26 protein-coding genes, 1 tRNA gene and 1 other annotated feature (1 of these 28 cut by a window edge) are annotated in these 25069 nt (G+C 39.7%); of the genes, 25 read left to right on the top strand and 2 right to left on the bottom strand.

All coding sequences use genetic code 11. The annotated features are described in order from the left end of the window. The 9 genes from ACZYT3_RS08740 to ACZYT3_RS08780 all read left to right on the top strand — a co-directional run. Positions 1–859, top strand: an 859-nt coding sequence (locus ACZYT3_RS08740; protein WP_464088370.1) for a radical SAM/SPASM domain-containing protein, incomplete at its 5' end; no start/stop codon positions are given. 127 nt (positions 860–986) lie between these two features. Continuing rightward, positions 987–1322 carry a TM2 domain-containing protein gene (locus ACZYT3_RS08745; protein ID WP_464088371.1) on the top strand — a complete coding sequence of 112 codons (336 nt, stop codon included), beginning with the start codon at positions 987–989 and terminating at the stop codon, positions 1320–1322. Between the two features lie 26 nt (positions 1323–1348). After that, entirely contained in the window at positions 1349–1657 is a 309-nt protein-coding gene (locus ACZYT3_RS08750; RefSeq protein WP_464088372.1) for a DUF2752 domain-containing protein, read from the top strand. An 81-nt stretch (positions 1658–1738) separates the two neighbouring features. Further along, positions 1739–2425 (top strand): response regulator transcription factor, encoded by a 687-nt coding sequence (locus ACZYT3_RS08755; protein WP_464088373.1) that lies wholly within the window; start codon positions 1739–1741, stop codon positions 2423–2425. Continuing rightward, a complete protein-coding gene (locus ACZYT3_RS08760) occupies positions 2418–3638 on the top strand; it encodes a sensor histidine kinase (protein ID WP_464088374.1) in 1221 nt (406 codons plus the stop codon). Before ACZYT3_RS08755 ends, ACZYT3_RS08760 begins: the two co-directional genes overlap by 8 nt. Beyond that, entirely contained in the window at positions 3638–4318 is a 681-nt protein-coding gene (locus ACZYT3_RS08765) for an ABC transporter ATP-binding protein (protein WP_294560429.1), read from the top strand. Before ACZYT3_RS08760 ends, ACZYT3_RS08765 begins: the two co-directional genes overlap by 1 nt. After that, positions 4315–6711 carry an ABC transporter permease gene (locus ACZYT3_RS08770; RefSeq protein ID WP_464088375.1) on the top strand — a complete coding sequence of 799 codons (2397 nt, stop codon included), beginning with the start codon at positions 4315–4317 and terminating at the stop codon, positions 6709–6711. Before ACZYT3_RS08765 ends, ACZYT3_RS08770 begins: the two co-directional genes overlap by 4 nt. A gap of 10 nt (positions 6712–6721) precedes the next feature. Then, positions 6722–7717, top strand: coding sequence for a GNAT family N-acetyltransferase (locus ACZYT3_RS08775; RefSeq protein ID WP_464088376.1), 996 nt, complete (start codon positions 6722–6724; stop codon positions 7715–7717). Continuing rightward, complete coding sequence (locus tag ACZYT3_RS08780; RefSeq protein WP_464088377.1) at positions 7710–9002, top strand: alpha-L-fucosidase; 1293 nt, start codon at positions 7710–7712, stop codon at positions 9000–9002. Before ACZYT3_RS08775 ends, ACZYT3_RS08780 begins: the two co-directional genes overlap by 8 nt. A 112-nt stretch (positions 9003–9114) precedes the next feature. On the opposite strand, the gene ACZYT3_RS08785 is transcribed toward ACZYT3_RS08780, so the two are convergent. After that, a tRNA-Leu gene (locus ACZYT3_RS08785) sits at positions 9115–9201 on the bottom strand. A 99-nt stretch (positions 9202–9300) separates the two neighbouring features. Between ACZYT3_RS08785 and ACZYT3_RS08790 the strand changes: the two genes are divergently transcribed. Genes ACZYT3_RS08790 through ACZYT3_RS08800 form a run of 3 tightly spaced genes read left to right on the top strand, consistent with a single transcriptional unit; the run spans position 9301 to position 12862 of the window. Beyond that, positions 9301–10389, top strand: a complete 1089-nt coding sequence (locus ACZYT3_RS08790) for an Mbeg1-like protein (RefSeq protein WP_464088378.1) — start codon at positions 9301–9303, stop codon at positions 10387–10389. Then, complete coding sequence (locus ACZYT3_RS08795) at positions 10386–11360, top strand: metallophosphoesterase (protein WP_294562866.1); 975 nt, start codon at positions 10386–10388, stop codon at positions 11358–11360. The genes ACZYT3_RS08790 and ACZYT3_RS08795 overlap by 4 nt, the downstream gene beginning before the upstream one ends. Positions 11361–11383: 23 nt before the next feature. Further along, a complete protein-coding gene (locus tag ACZYT3_RS08800; RefSeq protein WP_294562867.1) occupies positions 11384–12862 on the top strand; it encodes a nicotinate phosphoribosyltransferase in 1479 nt (492 codons plus the stop codon). A gap of 51 nt (positions 12863–12913) precedes the next feature. On the opposite strand, the gene ACZYT3_RS08805 is transcribed toward ACZYT3_RS08800, so the two are convergent. Beyond that, positions 12914–13624: an alpha/beta hydrolase gene (locus ACZYT3_RS08805; protein ID WP_464088379.1), complete on the bottom strand. Its 711-nt coding sequence runs from the start codon at positions 13622–13624 to the stop codon at positions 12914–12916. A 106-nt stretch (positions 13625–13730) separates the two neighbouring features. On the opposite strand from ACZYT3_RS08805, the gene ACZYT3_RS08810 reads away from it, so the two are divergent. The 13 genes from ACZYT3_RS08810 (at position 13731) to ACZYT3_RS08870 (ending at position 25010) form a co-directional block, all read left to right on the top strand. Continuing rightward, positions 13731–14198 carry a DUF4352 domain-containing protein gene (locus ACZYT3_RS08810; RefSeq protein WP_294562869.1) on the top strand — a complete coding sequence of 156 codons (468 nt, stop codon included), beginning with the start codon at positions 13731–13733 and terminating at the stop codon, positions 14196–14198. Between the two features lie 304 nt (positions 14199–14502). Continuing rightward, on the top strand, positions 14503–15600 hold the full coding sequence (locus tag ACZYT3_RS08815) for an aldo/keto reductase (protein WP_464088380.1): 1098 nt from the start codon (positions 14503–14505) through the stop codon (positions 15598–15600). A gap of 128 nt (positions 15601–15728) precedes the next feature. Further along, positions 15729–15860 carry a hypothetical protein gene (locus ACZYT3_RS08820; RefSeq protein ID WP_464088381.1) on the top strand — a complete coding sequence of 44 codons (132 nt, stop codon included), beginning with the start codon at positions 15729–15731 and terminating at the stop codon, positions 15858–15860. 6 nt (positions 15861–15866) lie between these two features. Beyond that, the gene (locus ACZYT3_RS08825; RefSeq protein WP_464088382.1) at positions 15867–16406 is read left to right on the top strand and encodes a response regulator transcription factor; all 540 of its coding nucleotides are present in this window, start codon (positions 15867–15869) and stop codon (positions 16404–16406) included. Beyond that, on the top strand, positions 16399–17580 hold the full coding sequence (locus tag ACZYT3_RS08830; RefSeq protein ID WP_464088383.1) for a sensor histidine kinase: 1182 nt from the start codon (positions 16399–16401) through the stop codon (positions 17578–17580). Before ACZYT3_RS08825 ends, ACZYT3_RS08830 begins: the two co-directional genes overlap by 8 nt. A 63-nt stretch (positions 17581–17643) precedes the next feature. Further along, positions 17644–18432 carry a hypothetical protein gene (locus ACZYT3_RS08835; RefSeq protein ID WP_464088384.1) on the top strand — a complete coding sequence of 263 codons (789 nt, stop codon included), beginning with the start codon at positions 17644–17646 and terminating at the stop codon, positions 18430–18432. A gap of 108 nt (positions 18433–18540) precedes the next feature. Next, a complete protein-coding gene (locus tag ACZYT3_RS08840) occupies positions 18541–19986 on the top strand; it encodes an NAD(P)/FAD-dependent oxidoreductase (RefSeq protein ID WP_294562923.1) in 1446 nt (481 codons plus the stop codon). Beyond that, positions 19973–21226, top strand: a complete 1254-nt coding sequence (locus ACZYT3_RS08845) for an NAD(P)/FAD-dependent oxidoreductase (protein ID WP_464088385.1) — start codon at positions 19973–19975, stop codon at positions 21224–21226. Before ACZYT3_RS08840 ends, ACZYT3_RS08845 begins: the two co-directional genes overlap by 14 nt. Then, entirely contained in the window at positions 21223–21588 is a 366-nt protein-coding gene (locus ACZYT3_RS08850) for a DUF1667 domain-containing protein (protein ID WP_294562921.1), read from the top strand. Before ACZYT3_RS08845 ends, ACZYT3_RS08850 begins: the two co-directional genes overlap by 4 nt. Positions 21589–21596: 8 nt before the next feature. Next, positions 21597–22433 (top strand): aldose epimerase family protein, encoded by an 837-nt coding sequence (locus ACZYT3_RS08855; RefSeq protein WP_464088386.1) that lies wholly within the window; start codon positions 21597–21599, stop codon positions 22431–22433. A 10-nt stretch (positions 22434–22443) separates the two neighbouring features. Next, positions 22444–23343 (top strand): ROK family protein, encoded by a 900-nt coding sequence (locus ACZYT3_RS08860; protein WP_294562919.1) that lies wholly within the window; start codon positions 22444–22446, stop codon positions 23341–23343. Continuing rightward, positions 23343–24578 carry an aminopeptidase gene (locus tag ACZYT3_RS08865; RefSeq protein ID WP_464088387.1) on the top strand — a complete coding sequence of 412 codons (1236 nt, stop codon included), beginning with the start codon at positions 23343–23345 and terminating at the stop codon, positions 24576–24578. The genes ACZYT3_RS08860 and ACZYT3_RS08865 overlap by 1 nt, the downstream gene beginning before the upstream one ends. A 51-nt stretch (positions 24579–24629) precedes the next feature. Then, positions 24630–25010, top strand: coding sequence for a hypothetical protein (locus tag ACZYT3_RS08870; protein WP_464088388.1), 381 nt, complete (start codon positions 24630–24632; stop codon positions 25008–25010). A gap of 42 nt (positions 25011–25052) precedes the next feature. Continuing rightward, positions 25053–25069 (top strand) — a binding site (T-box leader) (it continues 182 nt past the right edge of the window).

Raw genomic sequence — 25069 nt, forward strand, 5'->3', positions numbered from 1 at the left:
GAGGAGGATCGATATGCGTTTTAAAAAGGTATATATTGAAATCACCAATCAATGTAATTTGAATTGTTCTTTTTGTTCTCACACAAATCGTCCTTCAAAAATGATGACTGTGCATGAATTTGAAAATATCATCTTACAGATCAAGCCTTATACCCGGTATATTTATCTTCATGTTCTTGGTGAGCCTTTGATGCATCCTGATCTTTCAAGGTTTCTTCAGATTGCACATGATAATGATTTATATGTGAATCTGACGACCAATGCGACTCTTTTAAAACAACAAAGCAAAATCTTGCTTGATAGCCCTGCTCTTCGTCAAATCAACCTTTCACTTCATTCTTTTCCTCATATTCCGGATTATTTAGAAAACGCAGTCATGGTTGGCGATGAATTGTCTGAGCATGGTGTTTATGTTTCATATCGTTTGTGGACCATGAAGGATAAGATTGATGAAAATACTAAAAAGACGATTGCCTATCTTGAAGATCATTATCATGCAGATATTCATGAATACAGAAATTCTGTCAAATTAAAGCCCCATTGTTTTCTAAGCTTTGACAGAGAGTTTTTATGGCCTTCCCTGAGTCATGCTTTTATCAAAGAAAAAGGAACATGTCAGGGATGGCGTCATATGTGTGCTATTTTAGTTGACGGAAGTGTCGTTCCGTGCTGTTTGGATGCGAATGCCCACGCATTACTTGGTAATATATTTACGACACCATTTGAATATATTTTACGTGAGCATGAAAGTTTGCTTCATAATTTTCAAAATCACGTGCTTTCACTTCCATTGTGTCAAAGGTGTCATTACAGAACAAGATTTGATCATAAAAAAATACCTGAAATACAGGCAATCTAAAAAAAATGAAAGATAAGGTAGAGCTTTTCTTTCGACTGGAATGTATATCGAAACGCTTCTATATAAGACATAAAAAGTATATCATCAAAGAAATAAATTGTCTACATTTGTCGAGGAGGATAAGAATATGGACAAACAAAAAGTAGACATGTATCTGGTTTCAAATCAGAAATATTTTCCTGCTGAGAAGATGGCATTGATCAAGGAAAAATTGATGAGCATTGATGATGATCGGTATTTGACGGTTACAAGCATTGAATTAAAAGATCCTAATACCATGTTGCTTGTTTCAATCTTTTTGGGTTCTTTGGGTGTTGAACGGTTTATGCTGGGTGAAGTCGGTATGGGGCTTTTAAAGCTTTTCACCTTTGGTTTATGCGGCATTTTGACAATCATTGACTGGTTCAGTGTTTCAAAGAAAACAAAGGAAATGAATTTTCAAAAATTAATGCTTGCCATTTAGAAAGTGTTGATCACTTTCATTTTTTTATGAATAAGAAACCATTTATTTTAGGATGCATCGTACTTACCTTATTTTTATACGTGACCCATGCACGCTGTTTTGTCTATGCCATCTTTCATGTTCCATGTCCGACCTGCGGAATGACACGGGCGTGGCTGAGCGTATTGACAGGTCATATCTCATCTGCCTTCACTTATCACCCCTTATTTTTTCTGGGACCTGTGATTATTTTCTTACTGCTTTTTGATTGTAAGAATTCCCGTATCAGGGATTTCTTGCTTGGAGTGATTTCTTTTCTATTCTTTATCATTTATCTGGGCCGTTTGATTCACTGATATATGATAGGATCAAAGTGATAAAATTGTTATTTTGAAGGTATTAGTTTGTGATATAATAGTCACAAAGAGGTAAAGAGTATGAGTAAGATTTTGATTATTGAAGATGACGAAAGCATTTCTTTAGGATGTGAACATTCCCTTCGTGCCGAAGGATATGAAATATTTATTGCGAACTGTGTTGCGACAGCTAAGGACTATCTTTCTCGCAACAGCTACGATTGTCTGATCATAGACCTCGGACTGCCGGATGGCAATGGGTTTGAGGTATGTAAATATGCAAAGGAAAAATCAAATCCGGCGATCATTTTTTTAACAGCTCGCGATGATGAAAATGATATCGTCTTTGGTCTTGATATGGGAGGCGATGATTATATAACGAAACCCTTTGGACTTAAGGAATTCATTTCACGCGTGAATGCTGTCATGCGTCGTAAAAACAATCATCCGGATAAAGAAAAGATCATTACTTTAGGTAACCTGAAAATTTATTCACTCAAAGGAAAGGTTTATAAAAATAATCAGGAAATCTTTTTAAGCGCAATGGAATACCGTCTGTTGCTGACGATTGCGACAAGAAAAGGAGATATTCTGAAAAGAGATGAGCTTTTAGATAGTCTTTGGGATATCGGAGGAGATTTCATCAATGACAATACATTGACAGTTTATATCAAACGGCTAAGGGAAAAAATTGAAGATGATCCTCAGCAGCCACGTTTAATTGAAACGATTCGTGGTATTGGTTATCGAGGACTGAAAGATGAATAATGTTGCGGATAAACGATTAAGAAGGATGCTTGTTTCGATCATAATCACCATGACACTAGCGATTGCTAGTGTATTTTTGGTATCCTTTTGGCTGAATCACGATTTACAGAAACAAACAAATGAGATTGATGCGAATATGATCGGTTATCTCTCTGAAACTTATGAACTGGATGAAAATGAGATCATTGCGATCTTGACGAAAAATGATGCGCAATATGGTGAAAAAGGAAAAGAAATACTTGAAAAATATGGCATAGATGACAGCAATATCTCAGACAGTAACTTACTGAATAAAACAATTGCCGCTTTTGTAGCAATCATCCTTGTTTTTTCGGTCTTAGTATTTTTGATCGTTTATTTTTATCTTCTCAGATTAAATTCATCTATATCGAATATTTCCACATACATCAATCGTCTTTTAAACAAAGATTATGCTCTTGATATCATTGATAATGATGAAGGCAGTCTTTCAGCCTTGAAAAACGATATCTATAAGATCACAGTCATGTTGAAAGAGCAAAATGAAGTTTTGAAGCAGGATAAGATGAAGCTGGCAAATAATCTGGCTGATATCTCCCATCAGTTAAAAACACCGTTAACGAGCATGCTTATCATGTCGGATCTTCTTCAAAATGAAGATCTGAGCAAGGAAGACCGAAAGAAATTTTTGGATGTGATCCGCTCACAGTTAAAAAGAATTGAATGGCTTGTTTCTTCACTTTTAAAAATGGCGAAGCTAGATGCACGAACCGTTGATTTTAAGAAGGAGAAGATATATGCGGATGATCTTATCTTAAAAGCAGTAGAGCCTGTTAACATGCTGATGAAAAATAAAAACCAGCAGTTTATCCTTACCGGAGATAATCTGATATTGGAAATCGATATCAACTGGACAAGTGAAGCTTTATTGAATATTCTAAAAAACTGCTGTGAACATACACCTGTGGGAGGACAGCTGAAGGCTGAGATCTTTGATAGTGTCATGTACACGGAGATCGTGATTTCCGATAACGGTGAAGGTATCTCCAATAAAGATCTGCCGTTTATCTTTGAGCGCTTTTATCGTGCCAGCAAAAGCAGTGATGACAGCGTAGGAATCGGTCTGGCCATGTCATATTCGATTTTGACAAGCCAGGATGCAACGATCCATGTAAGAAGCCGCTTAAAGGCAGGTACGGCTTTTTCGATACGTTTTTATAAGCAGGTGAAATAATGGAACTTTTAAAGGTAAATGAACTAACAAAAACATATGTCAAGAAAAATAAGACGGTATATGCCGTGGATCATGTTTCCTTTCAGGTGGATAAAGGAAGCTTTATTGCGATTACAGGTGAGAGCGGTTCGGGAAAAAGCACGCTTTTGCATATGCTGGCGGGACTTGAAATACCGACAAGCGGTGAGATTATTCTTGATAAAACAAATATCTATTCCTTTACAGAGGATCAGCTGACGATATTCAGAAGAAGACAGATCGGGATGGTATATCAGTTTTACAATCTTATTCCTACCTTGAATGTCAAAGAGAACATCCTTCTTCCGATCCTTTTGGACCATAAGGAAGTAGATCAGAATTATTTTAATCAGATCATTTCAACGCTGCATATCGAAGATGAAATGGAGAGTTATCCGAACAATCTTTCAGGGGGACAGCAGCAGCGTGTTGCGGTTGCTCGGGCACTGATCCATCATCCGACACTTCTATTATGTGATGAGCCGACAGGAAATCTGGATAGCAATCGTGCCCATGAGATTGCAGATCTTTTAAAGCTTATTTCTATTAAATATGATACGACGATCATTATGATCACCCACGATATGAATATTGCCATGCAGGCGGATGATATCTATTTGATGGAACAGGGAAAGCTCAGTAAATTTGAGGATCGCCTATGAACATATTGATGACATATGTGCGAAAGTATCTCATGATGAATAAATCATCGACCCTTCTTTCCATTCTTTCACTGATTACCGCCAGTGCCTTATTTTTCCTTGTAGGATGTCTGTGTATCAATACATTGATCGGTTTTAATGATTCGATGATTGCAACCTATGGTAATTATCATGCTGTCTATCAAAATGTCAGCGATGAGTTTGTAGAGTCAATGAATCTTCATGCGAAAGTCATGCAGGCAGATGTCGTTGAAATTCAAAAAAAGATTGATATGGATTGCTTTTTGACCAAGACAAAGGATTCGTTTGTAATCGTGGGCATGGATAAAAAAAGCTTTGATGATCTGAGGATGGTCTTAAGTGAAGGACGCTTTCCTGTTTCAGAAAATGAAATCTTAGTTTCTGAAGAAGCGATGACAGATTCAAAGATATCCCTTGATCTGCATCAAAGGGTGGTAATTGATGATCAGGAATATGAGGTCGTCGGTATGATCGAAGACAGCTTCTTTGATAATGAAACCTCTTCTTATACGTTGATCACTGTATTAAACCATACCGCTGAGAAAGATCTTTATGTGCGTTATTACGATCAAAAGGACAGCGCGGCAGTCAGTCGTCAAATCATGGATTCCTTTAGTGGTGAGTTTGAAGATCTAAAGATGAACTCGGGGTATCAGCTTTACCATCAGGCAGATGAGAATCATATGATCCTATTGCTTATTTTCTTTTTTGCTTTGACCTTATTGACATTTCTGGCAATGAATATTCTTTTGATACGTAACTGTTACAAGAATTCTTATGCCAATCGCGAAAAGCATTTGGCAATCTTAAAAACGGTAGGGGTCACACAGGCTCAATGTACGACCATGATCCTTTATGAAGGTCTTTTGCTTTTAGTGATTTCATTGGCGATTGGTATTCCAGTAGGCTGGGTGCTTTATGATGTCCTCATAAATATCTTAAATGGTTTGATTTATTCTGTTTCTGCAGGTTCTTTGACATTGGGACATTCATATCGGGAGGTGATCCTGCTTATCAGCGTTGCTTATGTTGCATTGACTTCCTTTTATTTCATTCGAAAAAGTACCAAAAAAATTATCGTTCAAAGTGTAACGACAACGCTGCAGTCCAGTGATGAGGTTGAGGTGATGGATCATCCTTATTTGCAGCTGGAAAAGAAACAGCCGATCCTGATTCGTCTGCTTCATAAAAATATTCGCCAGAATCATCGCAGCTACCGTCATTTGATCATTGGTATCACGATGGTCATCACCCTTTTTATCCTTATAAATTCATTGATGGGCTATCTTCGGGAGGGAATCTTTTACGATGTCAGCGATCATAATTATGATGTAGAGGTCATTATATATGATGATGCCTATCCGACCCGATTGATGACTCGCCTTAAGAATGTTGAAAATGCTTCAGCTGTGGTAATCAGTGAAAGCATGCGATTACATAGCCCGGATATGGCGGCACTGGATTATGATTATCGTCAAAATACTCTTTTTAATGGAAATATCTATGTTGAGGTGATCGCTTATAGTGATGAAGTTCTTCAGTCTTTTTCAAAAAAGGTAGTTGACAGTGATATGAGTGAAGAAGAGCCATGGGGAATTTTGATCAATCAGATGTATAGCTCTGCCCATCGACGTTTTTATAACATCTTCAAAAATTCTGTGATTCATGATCTGTATTATGATGATCAAAAGATCTTCTCTTCTTTAAATCTTTTAAAAACCAATGCTTTGATTACCGGTTGTGGTTATCAGAAGCAGCCGCAGATCCTTGTATCTCGTCAGCTTTTTAGAGAAATATATGATCGCTCCGGTGTCAATGAGCATGAATATCATGTATATTTTCAAAGCAATGATTCAGCTTCTTTGGTACGTCAGCTTAATATCATCAATGATTCATTTGGGGCTGAACTTGAGGTCGTCAATGTACAGAAGGCGTTCAATGACGGGAAAATATTGATTTCTTTGATCCGTATTCTTTCTTATGGCTATATCCTTTCTTTGATTTTGATGGGGATCTTAGCGGCAAGCTGCGTTGCTTCAGTCAATTTTGAATATCGTAAGAAAGAATTCATGTTATATCGGGCGTTAGGTTTGCGTATGAAAGAAGTGATGCTGTTGATTCTGGCAGAGCTTCTTTACTATGAAATGCAGATCTTTATCGGTTCATGGATCTTATCGTTGGCTTTGAATTTTATCTGTTATCAGCTTTATTTTAACGGTATTGGTTTGCAGTTTTTTATACCGGAGAATTCACTTTTGGGAAGTGCGATCTTTTTTGTGCTGATGCTTGCAGCATTTATGTGTTATATTTATGTACGTATGAGAACTTTGAAATATTCACTGATTTTGAAAAATGAAATTACCATGATGTAGGAGGGATAGGATGAAAATATATATTGTGGGACCGTTATTTAGCGAGGCAGAAGAAAAACAGCGTAAATATGAAGGGGAGCGAATTCGTCACATCTTAGATTTGAATCATGTCGATTATGAGCTTTTTAATCCTGTTGATATGCCTTTTAATAGTAAAGAGGATGTTACTTCCAGTGAGATTGCTTTGGCGGATGTACAGCGTTTAAATGAAGCTGAGGCAGTATTCTTTGATCTTTCGACAGAAGACAGCGGATCGTGTGTTGCCTTGGGAATGATGATGGAGAAATTGGCGAATGGGAAAAAACTGAAGCTTTATCCGGTAATTCATGATATTCGTTTAAAACGCAATTCATTAGGAGGCTTGGAAAGCAGCTGTGGATTTAATTCTATGGTGGTAGGGATCTTAAAAGGAAACAAAATCACGATCTATTCTTCTTTTGAAGAAGCTTTACAGGCATTTCTTCATGATCATGGATGGGCAGATCTTCGGCTTGAAAGGATCGAGGATGTTGCAGTGGAACAAAGCTATAGCTGTTATCAGTCGTTTGACAAGGATGAGAATGGATTCCAGAATGATGCCTATGGATTAAGCATAGAGGAATATAAGAAATTTGTCGAGCGATGCGTAATGGATTCTAAAGGCATTGATCTTCCGGATTGGAAAGTACCGCAGACAACATATATGCTGATGGAAAACGATCATCCCGTAGGTATTTTTAAGCTGCGCCATTATTTAAACGAAGCCTTGAGAAACGGAGCCGGTCATATCGGTTACGGCATTGTGAAAGAATATCGTGGAAAAGGCTATGCGACCATGGGATTAGCCCTGACGATCCAAGAAGCAAAGAAGATCATTCGTGAAGATGAAATTTATTTTTCAGTACATAAGGATAATCCAGCCTCTTTAAAGGCCCAGATGAAGAATGGGGCATGGATCGATCATGAAGATGATGAACAATATTTTACTCGCATTGCTTTGAACGGGGAAGGTAAAAAACATGTTTGACAGAGAAATCTATGAAAAAAGAGTACAATGGTATAAGGATGCCCGCTTTGGCATGTTTATCCATTTCGGTGCATATGCGGCAGCTGCCCGTGGTGAATGGGTCAGAAGCGAAGAAGAAATGAGCATTGAGGATTATCAAAAATATATCGATGCGTTTGACCCTGATGACTGTGATATGAAAGAATGGGCAAGGATGGCAAAAAAGGCCGGTATGAGATATGCGGTCATGACAGCGAAGCATCATGATGGTTATGCACTTTTTGACACAAAACTTTCAGATTATAAAACAAAAAAAGATTATGTAGCACAGTTTTTAGAAGCTTTTCGTGCAGAAGGAATCCGTGTAGGTCTTTATTTTTCATTGCTTGACTGGCATCATCCAGACTATCCGCACTATCACGATCGCCATCATCCTGAAAGAAACAATGAGGCATATAAAGATGTGAGCCATGATTTTGAAAACTATCTTCATTTTATGCACGGTCAGGTAAGAGAGCTTTGCAGTAATTATGGGAAGCTTGATATCATGTGGTTTGATTTTTCTTATGACGAGATGCGTGCAGAAAAATGGCAGGCGCAAAAGCTTGTGGAGATGGTAAGGGGCTTTCAGCCGGATATCATCTTGGATAATCGGCTGGAAGTCAGCGGCGAAGGCTTTGGCAGTTTATTAAGCAATCATCCTTCTGATTATTGTGGTGACTTTGTCAGCCCGGAACAGATCATTCCGCCATATGGACTTTTTGATGAGAAAGGACGTCCTGTTTTATGGGAGGCCTGTATCACGATGAATGATCATTGGGGATATCATAGTCAGGACCATAACTATAAAAAAACTGCAACGATCCTTCGAAAGCTCGTGGAATGTGTTTCCAAGGGCGGTAATATGATCCTGAATGTCGGTCCTGATGCCAGAGGACGTTTTCCAAAAGAAGCCATTCATATCTTAGATGAAATCTCTTTATGGATGAGAGATCATGCAGAAAGTATTTATGGCTGCAGTTATGCTTCTTTAAAGAAGCCTGAAAATGGCCGTATTACCCAAAAAGATCAGGTATTGTATTATCATGTCATGGAAATGTCAATTGGAGGCATTCCGCTGTATGGTATTCATAGGGAAGATGTGGAATCCATCTATCTTCTTTCAGATCATTCAGAGCTGATGATCATGGATAACTGGATCGTAAATAATTATCCGGATATCGTATTTGTTGATATAAAAGGAAATGATCTTCCGGATCCCATTGATACGGTCATCAAGATCTCTCTTAAAAAGAAATGTGAATAAAGAAAGCCACTCTCTTTTGAGGGTGGCTTTTCGTTGAAAATAGATCGTTTGATCCCGTCAAATTATAAATTGATAATAAAAAAAGCCTTTAAAATAAGGCTTTATTTACATATGGTGCCCGAGGCCGGACTCGAACCGGCACGGTATCGCTACCGACGGATTTTGAGTCCGTTGCGTCTACCAATTTCACCACTCGGGCGTGTGCTTGTATATTATAAAACATTTAAGATCCAAAATCAATAAAAAACATTGAAATTCTTATAAAAACGATTTAGTATAATTTTTAGGAAGTGAGCTTATGAGCAATATTATTGATTATTTACAGTGGCGTAAGGATCTGACGCTGGATCAGGATCCCTTTAATGAGATCGATTCGCTGATACTTTCAAGGGCTGCTTATCTGCGTTGGGAATATATCTTTGAAGGTGAAGAGCAATATACCTTCCAACAAGCATATCAGAAGCTTCAATCGAAAGGTTTGGATAATGAAAAGCTGCTGGCAGATGAAGATCCGCAGCTGTTTTTGCTGCTTTCCCAAAGCCAACGTTTCCAAAGCTGTATCATCAGTGATTTTATCAGTGAGCATCAGGAAGAACAGGAGCTGCAGTTTTGTGCGCTTTTATTCCATTTAGATGATAAAACACATTATGTCGCATTTCGGGGAACGGATAACACGTTGATCGGCTGGAAGGAAAATCTGAATATGTGTTTTCAGGATGTCGTGGGAGCTCAAAGACAGGCATTAAGATATTTACGCAAGGCTGCGAATGAGCATAAAGGAAGATTAAGGCTTGGAGGTCATTCCAAGGGTGGTAATTTAGCGGTTTATAGTGCTTTGTTTACGTTGAAATCGATACAGAAAAGAATTCTGAGCGTGGATAATTTTGATGGTCCGGGACTTAGCAGAAAGATGTATGAAAAAAGAAAAGATCATGCGATCTATCAAAAGGTACACAGCTATTACCCGCAAAACAGTATCGTCGGACGTTTTCTGTATCAAAAGGAATTTGATTATACGCTGATACAAAGCAGCAAGAAGGGGATCTATCAGCATGATCTGTATTCATGGCAGTTATTAGGAAAAGAATTTATCTGTGCAGAGGCCTTTGACAGACAAAGCGAGATCATTGAGAATGCCATCAATGATTTTCTTGAGAAGATCTCTCCTTCACAGCGCAGAGAATGTGTCGATGTGATTTTTGAGGTCCTTTCTTCTACAAATGAAGAAACCTTTCATGATCTTTCAAATAATTGGCTGAAAAATACAAGTGTCATGATCAAATCGATTTCGAAGGTTGATTCAGCTGAAAGAAAAGTGATCCTTGATTCGATCAAGGCTTTCTTAAATGCTGTTTTTGATGAATTAAAGGAGGCTGACGATAAATGAAGCTGATTCATTATTTGCTTTTCATACCGGCCATCATGCTTTTGATGCTTTTCTTTTATCTGCATTTTCGCAGACTGATCAATAATAAACGATACAGGATCTATTATTGTCTTTTGACCTTGGCAATCATGTTTGTGTGCTGCATGTTTCCCGTGATGCTGGTATTTTTCATGTATGCAGCCCTTGTCTTTCTTATCTTTGATCTTCTTAAGCTGATGCGTTTAAAAATGTTTGCTGATAAGCTGTATCTGAAGGGGCTGACGCCTTTTCTCATCGCTTTTATGCTGATCATATGGGGAAATATCAATTATAGGGATCTGGTCGTTACAAGCTATGATATCAGCCTTTTGGGACTGAAAGATGATTATACGATCATGATGATCTCTGATCTTCATTTGGGAAAAGGGGCGTCGATCGACCGCTTGCAAAAGATCATTGACTGTGTGAATGAAAAAGAAGTTGATTTATTTATCATGGCAGGTGATATTTTTGATGAGAGTACCACTGATGAAATGAAAGAAGAAGCTTTTTTACGCATGAAGACGATCCAAACAAAGCTGGGGGTGTATTATATCGAAGGAAATCATGATGAACTAGATGATGAAACAAGGAGAGCTTTTGATCTTGCAGGAGTCGTGACATTAGAAGATGAAGGCGTGCTGATCGGAGATGATTTTTATCTTATCGGTAAAAATTATGACCGTTCTTCTTCTGATATCAGCATGTTGGTCAAAAAGGATATACCATCTGTCTTGGTCGACCACATTCCTCATGTCAATGAAGATGTCGCTTTGCAGTTATCCGGTCATACTCATGCCGGGCAGGTTCTTCCGTTAGGATGGCTGTTAGATACGGGAATTCATAAGACTGCTCAGGGTTACCGCATCACTTCCAGCGGTGCAGGTGCCTGGGGGATGATGAATCGCTTGGGAAGTAAATGTGAAATTGTGTTCATAAATCTTCATTCGTGATATAATAAAGCAAGGTGATAAAAATGGAAGGTCTAGACTATAAGTATGATTTTAGAGATGAACGTAATCTTTCTTTGGTAATGGATTTTTATGAATTGACGATGAGTCAATGTTATTTCAATGATCCCAAGGCGAATAAAGAAGTTACTTTCGATTTATTTTTCAGGAGAAATCCGGATGGCGGAGCTTTTTCGATCTTCTGTGGTTTGGAACAGATGATCGGTTATATCCAAAATCTTCATTTTAAGGATGAAGATATCGAATATCTGAGAAGCACGCATAAGTTTACAGATGAGTTCTTAAATTTTCTTCGACATTTCATATTTACAGGGGATGTATATGCGATAAAAGAAGGAAGCGTTGTTTTCCCAAATGAACCTTTAGTAAGAGTAAAGGCCAAGATGATCGATGCGCAGCTGCTGGAAACGGCCCTGCTTCTGGCGGTCAATCATCAAACGCTGATTGCGACAAAGGCACATCGGGTCAAATTAGCGGCTCAGGGAAGAAATGTCATGGAATTCGGTGCTCGCCGTGCTCATAATTTTGATGCGGCTTATTATGGCAGCAGAGCTTGTTATATTGGGGGAGTCGATTCTACGGCAACGGTTTTCGCAGGTCAGAAGTTCGGTATTCCGGTGGTCGGAACGATGGCACATAGCTTTGTACAATCATATGACAGCGAATATGAGGCCTTCCTTTCTTACGCTAAAAATTATCCTGACAGCTGTATCGTCCTGCTGGATACCTATGATACGTTAGGCAGCGGCATCAAAAATGCCATCCGTCTTGAAAAAGAATATCTGGCACCAAGGGGCTATCATCTTCAAGGCGTACGTATTGATTCAGGAGATATCGCTTATCTTTCACAACAGATCCGTACCATTCTTGATGAAAATGATATGCCTTTCTGTAAGATCGTTGCCAGCAATTCATTTGACGAAAATATCATTAAATCATTGATCGACCAGGGAGCCAAGATCGACAGCTTCGGTGTTGGTGAAAATTTGATCGTATCCAAATCAAGCCCTGTATTCGGCGGTGTATATAAGCTGTCAAGCGTTATTGATAATGATAAGGTCATTCCGAAGATCAAGCTTTCTGAAAATATCGAGAAAATGACCAATCCGGGCTTTAAAGACCTTTACCGTATCTATGACAGCAAAACCCATATGATGCGGGCAGATGTCATGAGCGTCCATGGTCATCCGATCAATGAAAAAGAGGATCTGACGATCTATCATCCAAATAACCGCTGGCAGAACAAAACCTTCCATGCAGGTGAATATTATGTAGAAGATCTGCTTCATCCGATCTTTATCAACGGACAGCTTGTTTATGATGTACCATCGATCGAAGAGGTGCGTGCTTATTGCGCAGACCAGCTGGATCATCTGTGGCCGCAATATAAACGTTTTGAATATCCGCATGTCTACAAAGTATCCTTGACTGAGGAGCTGTTAGGCATCAAGACAGAGCTGATTGAAAAATTAAGAAAAAAATAGCTGATCCAATCAGCTATTTTTATATACCGAATCTTTGATGGCAGCCTATCTTTATTTCTTTAACGGCAGCAGCTTGTCCTGAAGAAAATCATCGATCAAAAGAAAAGCAACATCCTGAACGCTTTTATCCTGAAGCAGACGGTGCTTTCCGCCATGAAGAAAGATACATTTTTTCTGGTCATGGCAGATCTGTTCATAGGCCCATTCACTGCTTCTGGTCGGAATGACCTCGTCGGCATCTCCCTGTATCAGCAAGATAGGGCAGCTGACCTTACGGATATCATTTTTATGTTCCTTCACGCATCCCATAAAAGCACTATAAAAACTCCGTGGCATGGAAGGTTTATTTTCATCACTGCCGCTTAATAATTTTTTACCTGTCTTGATAGCGATGCCGGCATAATTTTCAATATTGAAATGAATGAAGGCAGGAGAAATCAAAATTATTTTTTCAACAGGATATTTGCCGGCAAGATAGGAAGCAATGACTCCGCCCATCGAAAAGCCTAAAAGATATACCTTCTTATTTTGATCAAAGGCCTGTTGAAGTTTATTTTCTGCTACTAAGATCCATTTGTTGTAATCATCATCATCTTCATCATGGATATCAAACATATTAAAGCTTATGATCTCTATTTTGGAAGCAGTGGCATACTGAATAAAATCATCCATTTCATGCTTTCGATTCACGCCAAAACCATGGATCGTGATCAAAACTTTATCATCATTTTTGTGAAATAATTTCTTTAAATTTTCAAGCATACGATCACCTGTCCAAATTATAACATGTTTTAAAGAAACAGACTATTCTAGGATTCGACAAATTCATACCCTGCTTTGTCATAAGATAGAAGGGGAGGAAAATGTTATGGATCTAATAAAAATCAGAAAAAATAAAACACAGCTGCATCTGTTATGCAAAGATCATATACCGAACTTTGCGATGAAGAATGAATTTCAGACCATTACCTTTTCATTGAAAATTAATCGTTTAGAAATACATGAAGATGAATATTACGGTTATGTGATCGAAGAAGGCGGTGCTTTTTTATGCGTCGATCTCACAATAAAAAATCTGTGCGCAGATGCCTTGTCCTTTTCAAGAAGTGATTTTTTAGTGAGTTATGACCGTGATGGACCATTTGATGCGGAAGAATATTTCGGAGCAGAAAAACAGTTTGAAGATCTGCTCGTGTTAAAGCCTTTTGAAGCGATAACAGGGAAATATGTGTATATTATAAGCAAAAATGCAAAGAAGATTGCTTTTAAATATTATGAAGCTTATGATGACCAGCATATGAAAGAATATCGTCTTCGTTATATCATCGAACAATAAAAGAGCGCAGGCTCTTTTTTACATGCCAGGAAATTTCATTTTTGATAGGGCGGTTAGGACTAAGCATCCACCACAGCTTATGTGATCGCAAGAAGGAAAGCGGAAAAATAGCGAACAACTATCATGAATATCAGTGAGCAGGCAGGTGGGCATGCAGATAAGGAGTCACTTATTTGCCTATGATTCTCGTTACAAAATTATTTTCTTATAAAAGTTTTATTCTAAAATATCATATATGCTTGACTACAAATAGGGAAGAGGTGTTAAAATATAAACAGAAAAAAGGTCTTAGGGAGGAAAAAAGATGGAACTTAGAGAAAAATTTGGTTTTGGATGCATGCGTCTTCCTATGAAAGATAAAGAGGTCGATCTTGAACAGGTCAATCAGATGGTAGATGAATTTATCGAAGCGGGATTTAATTATTTTGATACGGCTCATGGTTATCTGGATGGGTTAAGTGAAACGGCGGTAAGGGAATGTGTCGCAAAGCGTTATCCCCGTGACGCTTATTATCTGACCAATAAGCTGACATCAAACTTTTTTAATTCTTATGAGGATCTGATGCCGCTGTTTGAATTACAGCTGAAGCAGTGTGGGGTGGATTATTTTGATTATTATCTGCTGCATGCGATGAATCGTGAATATTATAAAAAATATACTTCATGCCGGGCCTTTGAGTTTGTACAGGAACTCAAGCAGGCGAATAAAATAAAACATATCGGAATGTCTTTTCATGATCAGCCGGAGGTATTGGATAAGATCTTAAGCGAGCATCCGGAGATAGAGGTCGTTCAGATCCAGTTTAACTATCTGGATGCGGATAATCCGAATGTTGAAAGTGATAAGGTATATCAGGTATGTGTCAAGCATCATAAACCTGTCATTGTCATGGAACCGGTACGTGGCGGACGATTAGCGGATCTGCCGGCAGAGGCCGGAAAGGTTCTGGATGAGCTTCATGGCGGCTCTTATGCCAGTTATGCACTGCGTTATGCTGCCAGCTTTGACCAGGTCTTCATGGTGCTTAGCGGAATGAGCAGCCTGGAACAGATGCGTGATAATCTTGCGACGATGAAAGATTTCAAAAAGATGAATGAAGAAGAGTTTGCGGCAGTCGCAAAGGTACGTGAAATACTGAAAACGCTCCATCAGATCGAATGTACGGCATGTCAGTATTGTGTTGCCGGCTGTCCGAAGCAGATACCGATACCGGATATATTTGCTTTATATAATGCGAAAAAGACCTATAATGACTGGACCAGTGCATCGAATTATAAAAAATGTACTGAGAATAAAGGAAAAGCAAGTGACTGCATCAAATGTGGCAAGTGTGAGCATGTCTGTCCTCAGCATCTGAAGATTCGTGATCTGCTGGAGGAGGCTGCAAAGGTTTTTGAATAATGAAACATGCATTGAATCTTTCATGATTTGATGCATTTTCGTTAACAAATAGGTTTGGATCATGGAAGCGTCATTGATTTTAAGTTATTTTAATCTAAACCATATAAAATGAAAAAAGAGGTAGGGTTATGCGAATATTGTTATGTGAGGATGAAAAAGAATTGTCAAATGCCATTTCAGCAATCTTAAAGCATCATAATTATACGGTCGATGCCGTTTATGATGGGATGGATGCTTTAGACTATGCCCTAAGCGGTTAATATGATGTGATCCTTTTGGATATCATGATGCCAAAGATGAATGGTCTGGAAGTGTTGGAACAGCTTCGGGCAATGCATATCCAAACACCTGTCATGGTACTGAGTGCCAAATCTGAGATCGAAGATCGGATCACAGGTTTGGATATGGGGGCTGATGATTACCTCCCAAAGCCTTTTTCAATGGCTGAAATGCTTGCCCGTATCCGGGCTTTGACAAGAAGAAAACATGAGGTCATGGAGAATACTTTGACATTTGCGGATCTGACACTTGATCGTTTGACATATGAGCTGGTCGTGGAAAATAAACGTCTGCGTTTAAGCAATCGTGAATTCCAGATGATGGAAATGCTGATGAGTCATCCCAGCGTGGTCATTTCTACAGAAACCTTCATGGATAGGATATGGGGCTATGATTCAGATGCGGAAATCAATGTCGTTTGGGTCTATATCAGTGCATTGCGGAAGAAATTGAATCAGCTCGGCGCCCATGTACGTATCAAAGCCGCCAGAGGTGTCGGTTATACGCTGGAGAAAAAAGATGATTAAGGCGTACCAGCATCAGTTTATCCGAACGATGATGATCGCCTTATCGCTGATCCTGCTTATCGTGTTAACCTTGATCAATATCCTGAACTTTGTCCAGCTTTATCAGAAGGTCAATCATAAAATTGATTATCTCATTGAAAATGACGGTCAGCTTCCTTACTTTGATGAGATGAAAAAAGGTCCTGAAAACGGTACGATGTACGAAACCCGGTTTTTTACCGTCGAATACAGCCGCGATCAGATCATTGATATTGATACTTCACATATCGCTTCAGTTTCAAATTCAACTGCCAGAGAGTATGCCATTCAGGCTGGTGGTACCCAGGGTATCATCGATGATTATTACTATCGCACAAAGAGTGATGATGAGAATAAGCTGATCGTATTTATCAATATCCGCAATCAGATCGATGCGATCCAGGCAGTATTTATTTCTTCGATCTGGATCGGTATCTTTTCTTTCCTGATCCTTTTCATCGTTGTTTATTTTGCTTCTAAAAGAGCGATTTTGCCTATGGTGAAGGGAATCGAGCAGCAAAAGCGTTTCATCACGGATGCCGGTCATGAAATCAAGACGCCGCTTGCCATCATATCTGCAAATAATGAAGTGTTAACAATGGAAATTGGTGAAAATGAATGGATCAAAAGCTCACAGAACCAGATTCTGCGTTTAAATGAATTGGTAAAGAAAATGCTCATGCTTTCGAAAATGGAAGAGAGCCGGGAGATGGAAAAGGTAAATGTCAATATGAGCGAATGCTTGGAGAAAACACTTGCGGAATTTCGTCCTCTTTTGGAACAAAAACATATACATCTCAAAAAAGATATTCAAAAGGATGTGATCGTGAAAGCAGATGCTTCCTGTATGCAGACGCTCATCAATATCTTATTGGAAAATGCACAAAAATATATCAGTGAACCGTATGAAATTTCTATTATCCTGAATCATCATAATCGCAAATGCATCTTAGAAGTTTATAACAGCTGTGAGCCTTTTACAGATGATCCTAATTTGCTTTTTGAAAGATTCTATCGTGGGGATGAGGCACATTCTTCACATGTGAGCGGGCAGGGGATCGGTCTTTCGATTGCTAAGGCGATCGTAGATGCCCATCATGGGAAAATCAGTGCTCAAATGTTTCATAACGGGATCCTCTTTAAGATCGAGCTGTGATGCATATCTAAATCCTTTTGCATTCATCTGTTAAATAGAGTATAATAAACCAAAGGTGAGAAAATGATTGAATTTATAAAACGAAACAAAATCTTTTCAGGGTGTCTGATCGTCTGTCTATTGGTGATTGCCACGCTTACCGTTCGTTTGATAGTCAAAGAGCTGCGTGGTGATATTGAGGATGATCTTCCGATCATAGATGTTCCATCAGAAAAAACGGATCCTCAGATATCGCTGTTCAGCGGTGAGTTTCATGATGATGAGGATAGCATATCGCTGATATGGGATTATCAGATGAACGACCATGCTTTTGAAAAGCTGGAGCTGTATCATGGGGAAACGCTGATCGATACATTTACGAATGAAATGGAAACGACGATCTCCATTTTCGATTATGGACTGGTAACAGGCAGCAATACGTTTGAACTGCGTCTTTATTACGATGAAGGCATCGTCGTCAATGTACAAACGGAAGTCTTTGTTGATTATGTCTTTGATATTGAAATGAAGGCTCAGGCAGTAGATAACAATCTTGGAAAAGGATATCTGTTTACGATCGAATATCAGTATAATACCAATACTCCGGTCGGGATACCGGTCATTCATATTAATTCAAGTCTTTCTTCTTCCTGGGATGCCAGCTATATCGGCAGGAAGATGCAGAATCGCCAAGGAAATTATCAAAGCGTCATCGCTTACTATATGGTTTATATGAATGATCTTCCGAATGAAGAGGTGACATGGGATCTGTCATATGATTTCAGAAGCGTAGGGGTCCGTGTCAATGATTCGTATCGGGAAAATCCGCAAGAAGCAGTATTTTCAACGGAGGACATTCAGGTTTCTAAATAGAGATAAGGTATTTCATTAGAAAATGCCTTTTTTTTTTAATGGAAGAAAGCGTTTACTTGTATTTTTGATCATTCTTTTTTATAATAGAAAGGTAAAGGAGATTTCAGTATGGAAGATATTATTATTATTGGCGGCGGTATCATAGGTTCGCTGATTGCCTATAACTGTTCCAAATATCACTGCAATGTACTTTTGCTTGAAAAAGAAAATGATATTGCGAACAAGGCAACGATGGCAAACAGTGCTATCATTCACGCCGGTTATGATCCCGATGATTATTCATTGAAAGCTGAAATGAATATTCGCGGAGCTCGCAAATATCCTTCTTTGTGCAGGGAACTGAAGGTTGATTTCAAACAGATCGGTTCACTTGTCCTGGCTGTAAATGAGAATGAGGTTCATACCTTGGAGCGGCTTCATAACCAGGCTAAAAAAAGAGGAATCAAAACGCAGCTGATAGGACGTGATGAGCTTTTGACACTGGAAGAAAATATTTCAGATAATGTCATCAAGGCACTTTACTGTAAGCAGACAGGAATCGTGACTCCCTGGAAGATCGCAATTGCGGCCATGGAAACTGCGATGAGCAACCAATGTAAATGTGAACTGAATCAGGAAGTCAGGGATATTGTTGCAGAAGAAGACGGATTTACTGTAAAAACACAGGATCATACCTATCGCGCTAAAATCGTCATTAACTGTGCTGGAATCTATGCGGATAAGATCAATGAGATGGTCACTCATAAAAAGGATTTTAATATTCTGCCACGGAAGGGCGAATATTTTGTCTTATCAAAAAATGCGTCTAATTTTGTTAAACACGTTATTTATCCGGCTCCTACCAAAAAAGGGAAAGGGGTGCTTGTCGTTCCGACGGTACATGGTAATATTTTATTGGGACCAAGTGCTTCCAAACAAAAAGATCGTGAGGATAATTCGACAAGTGAGAGCGGTCTGGCATATGTCAGAGAAAAGGTAGAAAAGATCGTCAAGAATGTTCCTTATCAGGAAATCATTCACAGTTTTAGCGGTCTTCGCGCATCGTGTGCAAGCAATGATTTTATCATTGAGGAAAGCAGCGTTAAAAATTTTATCAATGTTGCCGCCATTGATTCACCGGGCTTGGCCAGTGCACCTGCCATTGCGGAAAAGGTGGTCAATGATTATGTACTGACACGTTTAAATTTATCTAAGAGAATGTTTTTTGCGCATCGTGTAAAAAATGTTGTCATCAATGAGTGCAGTACAGATGAAAAAGAGAGATATATTGAACATAATCCGAAATATGGTCGGATCATCTGCCGCTGTGAGCAGGTAAGCGAGGGTGAGATCATTGATTGTATCCGGCGGAAATGCGGGGCTCGCAGCATTGTGGCGGTAAAGAAAAGGGTTCGCCCCGGTATGGGAAAATGTCAGGGAGGATTTTGTGAACCGTTAGTGGTGAAGATTCTTGCGAAGGAGCTGGGTATTTCACCAAGCGAAGTTGATTATAATGAAAAAGGAAGTCCGGTCCTTGTCTGTGAAAGCAAAGGAGTACACCATGAGAAAGGTTGATTGTGTTATTGTTGGCGGCGGAAGTGCCGGTATGAGCTGTGCTGTCGCAATTGCCAGATTTGGTATCAAGGATATCTTGATGATTGAAAGAGAAAAGGAACTGGGCGGTATCTTGAACCAGTGCATCCATCATGGTTTTGGTCTTCATATTTATAAAAAGGAGTGTACAGGACCTGAGTTTGCGCAGCTGCTCATCGAATCGGTCAAAAAATATCATATTGATATAAAGCTGGATACGACCGTCATCAATATTACGGAAGGAAAAAAGGTCACATATGTCAATGAGGATGAAGGTGTGGTCGAAGTGCAGGCGAAAGCAATCGTCATGGCTTGCGGCTGTATGGAGAGAAGCAGGGGCATGATCTCGATTCCGGGGGACCGCTGTGGGAATGTGCTGACTGCCGGAACGGCACAGCGCTATTTAAATATCGATGGTTATATGTGCGGTAAGAGAGTTTTTATCCTTGGCAGCGGAGATATCGGTCTGATCATGGCAAGAAGGATGACGCTGGAAGGGGCCAAGGTCTTAGGTGTTGCGGAGATCATGCCTTATTCAAATGGTCTGAGTCGCAATATCGTACAGTGTTTGGAGGATTTTAATATTCCTCTATATCTGAATACTACGGTGACGCGTATCATCGGGCATCCTCGGCTCGAAAGGATCGAGCTGAGCTCGGTTGATGAAAATCTCCGGCCGATCAAGGACAGTGAATGGAGCGTGGCTGTGGACTGCCTGTTGCTTTCGATAGGACTGCTTCCGGATACCTCCCTTTTAAACAAGCTGAATGTTGAACGTGATCCGCAAACCAGAAGCGTGGCTGTCAATGAAACTTTTGAGATGAGCCTGAGCGGTTTTTTTGCCTGTGGAAATGTTCTTCAGGTACATGATCTGGTGGATGATGTCTATCTGGAGGCGGAGGTGTGCGGCAGAGAGGTTGCCCGTTATCTTCATGACGGTTTTGTTGATGAGGAAATGGTTCATGTCTGTGCGGGTGAAAATGTTGCCCATGTCGTTCCGCAGCGGCTGCGTAAAGAGAATATGCAGGATGATTGCCGTTTTTCTTTCCGTGTAAAAAAACCGATGCGTGATTGTATTTTGCGTATTCGCAGCGGTGAAAATATTCTTCGGGAAGTGAAGAAAAGAGTGATGCTGCCTGCGGAAATGGAAAAGCTTGATTTAGAAAAAAGCATGTTAATGGGGGCCAAGGATCTGGTATTTGAAGTGAAGGAGGACGTATGATAAAGGAAATGGTCTGTATCGTTTGTCCGATGAGCTGTCGGATGCAAGTTGAGATGGATAAGAAAAAAGTGGTTTCTGTGAGTCATAACGGCTGTGTAAGAGGTGTTAAGTATGCCAATGAAGAGATGAGCAATCCTACACGCATGGTAACAAGTACCGTCGTGCTGAAAAATGCAGCGCTAACACGTCTTCCGGTGATGACGGCATCGCCGGTGCCTAAGCGCAAGGTAGCGGACGTCATGAAACAAATCAATAAGGTCAAGGTAAAAGCACCTGTAAAGATGTATGACGTCATCATCGAAAATGTTGCCCGTACAGGTGTCAATGTCGTTGCGTCCCGTTCGATGGATGCGATCAAATAGGAGGAAATATGGTTATTGAAAATGATGTTTTACGATTAGAAGTCAGTGAGGCCGGCGGTGAGATCGCAAGTTTAATATATAAGAAAAAAGATCTTGAGGTCATGTGGCAGGGAGATGAGAAGCATTGGAAGGGAAAGAATCCGACCTTGTTTCCGATAGTAGGCAATACGTATTCAAAAGATTATAAGATCGATGGAAAGACCTATGCCATGAAAAATCACGGCTTGATCCGTTATGCGATATTAAAATGTGTCAAAAAGAGCGATGATGAGATTACGATGGAACTGAAAAGCAATGAAGAAACTAAAAGTCAGTATCCTTTTGATTTTACTTATCAGATCAAATATAAATTAATGAATGACCGTGTCATCATCACTTATCAGATCACCAATGATTCATCACGTATCATGCCATTTACCTTTGGTTTGCATCCGGGCTTCAATGTGCGTCATTATGATACCGGTATCTTACGATTTGCCTGTCCTGAAGAAGCGACACAGATTCATATCCATGATGGTGTACGTGAGGAAAAGGTAAGCTTTGATCATTGGAATTTATCACATGAAATGATTGCCAAGGAACAGACCATTGTTTATAAGAATCTGAAAAGTCCGTATGTCGATCTGATCATGGATGAATATAAGATTCGTATGACGATTGATGGTTTCCCGTTCCTTGCTCTTTGGAGCAGTGATCCGGATGCTGATTTTCTTTGTATTGAACCGTGGTATGGACATGGAGATTTTGAGAAGGTGGATGTACCATTTGAAAAAAGAGAGGGCATGATGTCACTTTCACCGAACAAATCGTTTATGACGAGCTACTGGTTTGAGGTTTATGAATAGGGAGATAGAAATGAAAACATATATTGGCGTAGATTTAGGCGGTACGAATGTACGTGCTGCCAGAGTAGATGAAAACGGAAAGATCCTTGAAGTTGTAAAGGAAAGCACTGAGATCGAACAGGGTGTCGATCATGTCATGGATAAGATCGTACGCATGATCACATCACTGGATCGTTGGAATGAGTGTCAGGGCATCGGTTTAGGTGTTCCGGGACCTGTGGATACCCAGCGGGGCATGATGATGCTTTCTACCAATTTGCCGGGATTTACAAAATATCCGATGTGTGAGGAAATCAGCAAGCGATGCGGATTGCCTGCTTATGCGGATAATGATGTCAATGTTGCCTGTCTGGCGGAGAGCTACCATGGAGCAGGTAAGGAATATCCGATCTGTTACTATGTGACGATCTCAACAGGAATCGGCGGAGCGTTTACGGTCAATCATCAGCTTGTCAGCGGTATGGCAGGATATGCCGGTGAGATTGCGAATATCGTGATCGATAGGAATCGCAAGAAAATCAACTATCTTAATGTAGGGGCCGTTGAAAATGAGGCCAGCGGTCTTGCGATCACCCGTAAGGGCAAGGAAGTATTTGGCGACTCGATCCGGCATGCAGGCGATGTTTTTGATCTGGCACGCGAGGGAAATGAAAAAGCAGTAAAGATCGTAGAGGAGATGACCTATGATCTGGCTTTGATGTTTGCGGATATCGCCCATGTCGTTAACCCGCATATCTTTATCGTGGGCGGCGGATGCATGAAGTCCAAGGATGTTTTCTTTGATAAGATGCAGGAAATCTTTAAGACTCTTGTTCATGAAGGCATGCGTTGTACAAAATTCAGTGAAGCCCGGCTGGAGGAACCGGGTCTTATAGGAGCGGCGATGCTGCCGATGTCGAGAGGTAACTAATGTTAGAGAAAAGATTGGATCAATACGCAAGACTGATCGCTCTTAGCGGTGTTCATGTTCAAAAGGGTCAGCATGTCGTCATTCGTGCAGGAGTCGATAATGCCTCTTTTGTCAGAAAACTGGTGAAAGCCTGTTATGAAGCACATGCTAAAAAAGTAACGGTCGAATGGAGCGATGCGATCATTAATCGGATGGACTATGAATATCAAAGCATCGAAGAATTATGTGATGTCAAAGCATATACGATCGAAAAAATGAAAGATCAATATGAAAGCGGCAGCTGTTTTATATCCCTTACATCACCGATTCCCGAAATCATGAAAGGCATTGATTCTAAAAAGATATCCGCCCGCAATATCGCTTATTCGAAACAAACCAAACCTTTTCAGAAATATACAAGCGCAAATCTGACACAGTGGTGTGTCGCGGCAGTTTCCAATTCATTATGGGCCAAAAAGGTTTTCAGCGATCTTGATGAAGATGAGGCCAATGAAAAATTATGGGATGCGATCCTTTCAAGCTGTCATGTCTTTGAAGAGAATGATCCTGTTTTGGCGTGGAAGCAACACGATGAAGCTTTTGCCCATCGCATCGCCCTGTTAAATGAAATGAATTTTAAAGAATTGCATTTTGTCAACGGCAAAGGAACCGATCTGCATGTTGCCTTGGCACCACATCATATATGGGCAGGCGGCTATGAAAAGACCCAAAAAGATCAGATCATCTTTAATCCCAATATGCCGACAGAAGAAATCTTTACGATGCCTTATCGCAATCATGTGAACGGACGTGTTTATTCGACCAAACCATTGGATTATTCCGGTACGCTGATCGAAGATTTTTATCTTGATTTTAAAGATGGCAGAGTGATCCATTATCATGCGGAGAAAGGAATGGAGGCTTTAAAAGAACTCATCGAGTTTGATGAAGGCAGTCATTACATTGGCGAGGTGGCGCTCGTTCCTTTCCACTCCCCTATATCACAGATGAATCTTCTTTTCTATAATACGCTGTTTGATGAAAATGCCAGTTGTCATCTGGCACTGGGTGCCGCCTATCCGACAACTGTCAAGAATGGTGAAAATATGACAAATGAACAGCTTTTGGAAGCCGGTGCCAATGATTCTTTACTGCATGTAGACTTTATGTTTGGCAGTGAGGATATGCATGTTACAGGCATTGGTTTTGATGGTAAAGAAACAGATATTTTTGTACAGGGAGATTTTGTGATATAGCTTTAAATGAACGGGGTTTAATATTGGAGATGATTGCTGAAAGGAGATAATATGAAGAAGATATCTTTATTTATTTCGTTGATCTTATTATTTGGCTGTATGCAGGATCATAAGAATCGTCCTTATCAGAATTTAGATATTGAAGATGTAGAATCCATCGTATTGGAATATGAATATCCGCCATTTGATAAAGTTGAATTAGGTCAAAAGGATCGCGAAGCATTGATTGGGTATCTAAATGATTTAGATGTATCTTTGTTTGATAAACAGGAAGATGTTCCAATAGGAAATGGGACATCTGTTGACATTCATACTGAAGAGGAAACTTATCGAATTTACAGCATAGAGCCTTATTTAAATATCAATGACCAATGGTATCGTTGTGATGATGTACAGGAAATCTTTCAGATCATAAAAGAGAACGGTAATTGATAAAAACATTTGACATTTTTCTTAATTAGGTGTTAAATAATGCCATAAGCGAAGAATTG

It is taken from the genome of Traorella sp. mt218 (assembly GCF_055420025.1).

Excerpts from the sequence above, each read along its gene's own strand:
- ACZYT3_RS08745 (WP_464088371.1), top strand. The coding sequence starts at position 987 with ATGGACAAACAAAAAGTAGACATGTATCTGGTTTCAAATCAGAAATAT.
- ACZYT3_RS08750 (WP_464088372.1), top strand. The coding sequence starts at position 1,349 with ATGAATAAGAAACCATTTATTTTAGGATGCATCGTACTTACCTTATTT.
- ACZYT3_RS08755 (WP_464088373.1), top strand. The coding sequence starts at position 1,739 with ATGAGTAAGATTTTGATTATTGAAGATGACGAAAGCATTTCTTTAGGA.
- ACZYT3_RS08760 (WP_464088374.1), top strand. The coding sequence starts at position 2,418 with ATGAATAATGTTGCGGATAAACGATTAAGAAGGATGCTTGTTTCGATC.
- ACZYT3_RS08765 (WP_294560429.1), top strand. The coding sequence starts at position 3,638 with ATGGAACTTTTAAAGGTAAATGAACTAACAAAAACATATGTCAAGAAA.
- ACZYT3_RS08770 (WP_464088375.1), top strand. The coding sequence starts at position 4,315 with ATGAACATATTGATGACATATGTGCGAAAGTATCTCATGATGAATAAA.
- ACZYT3_RS08775 (WP_464088376.1), top strand. The coding sequence starts at position 6,722 with ATGAAAATATATATTGTGGGACCGTTATTTAGCGAGGCAGAAGAAAAA.
- ACZYT3_RS08780 (WP_464088377.1), top strand. The coding sequence starts at position 7,710 with ATGTTTGACAGAGAAATCTATGAAAAAAGAGTACAATGGTATAAGGAT.
- ACZYT3_RS08790 (WP_464088378.1), top strand. The coding sequence starts at position 9,301 with ATGAGCAATATTATTGATTATTTACAGTGGCGTAAGGATCTGACGCTG.
- ACZYT3_RS08795 (WP_294562866.1), top strand. The coding sequence starts at position 10,386 with ATGAAGCTGATTCATTATTTGCTTTTCATACCGGCCATCATGCTTTTG.
- ACZYT3_RS08800 (WP_294562867.1), top strand. The coding sequence starts at position 11,384 with ATGGAAGGTCTAGACTATAAGTATGATTTTAGAGATGAACGTAATCTT.
- ACZYT3_RS08805 (WP_464088379.1), bottom strand. The coding sequence starts at position 13,624 with ATGCTTGAAAATTTAAAGAAATTATTTCACAAAAATGATGATAAAGTT.
- ACZYT3_RS08810 (WP_294562869.1), top strand. The coding sequence starts at position 13,731 with ATGGATCTAATAAAAATCAGAAAAAATAAAACACAGCTGCATCTGTTA.
- ACZYT3_RS08815 (WP_464088380.1), top strand. The coding sequence starts at position 14,503 with ATGGAACTTAGAGAAAAATTTGGTTTTGGATGCATGCGTCTTCCTATG.
- ACZYT3_RS08820 (WP_464088381.1), top strand. The coding sequence starts at position 15,729 with ATGCGAATATTGTTATGTGAGGATGAAAAAGAATTGTCAAATGCCATT.
- ACZYT3_RS08830 (WP_464088383.1), top strand. The coding sequence starts at position 16,399 with ATGATTAAGGCGTACCAGCATCAGTTTATCCGAACGATGATGATCGCC.
- ACZYT3_RS08835 (WP_464088384.1), top strand. The coding sequence starts at position 17,644 with ATGATTGAATTTATAAAACGAAACAAAATCTTTTCAGGGTGTCTGATC.
- ACZYT3_RS08840 (WP_294562923.1), top strand. The coding sequence starts at position 18,541 with ATGGAAGATATTATTATTATTGGCGGCGGTATCATAGGTTCGCTGATT.
- ACZYT3_RS08845 (WP_464088385.1), top strand. The coding sequence starts at position 19,973 with ATGAGAAAGGTTGATTGTGTTATTGTTGGCGGCGGAAGTGCCGGTATG.
- ACZYT3_RS08850 (WP_294562921.1), top strand. The coding sequence starts at position 21,223 with ATGATAAAGGAAATGGTCTGTATCGTTTGTCCGATGAGCTGTCGGATG.
- ACZYT3_RS08855 (WP_464088386.1), top strand. The coding sequence starts at position 21,597 with ATGGTTATTGAAAATGATGTTTTACGATTAGAAGTCAGTGAGGCCGGC.
- ACZYT3_RS08860 (WP_294562919.1), top strand. The coding sequence starts at position 22,444 with ATGAAAACATATATTGGCGTAGATTTAGGCGGTACGAATGTACGTGCT.
- ACZYT3_RS08865 (WP_464088387.1), top strand. The coding sequence starts at position 23,343 with ATGTTAGAGAAAAGATTGGATCAATACGCAAGACTGATCGCTCTTAGC.
- ACZYT3_RS08870 (WP_464088388.1), top strand. The coding sequence starts at position 24,630 with ATGAAGAAGATATCTTTATTTATTTCGTTGATCTTATTATTTGGCTGT.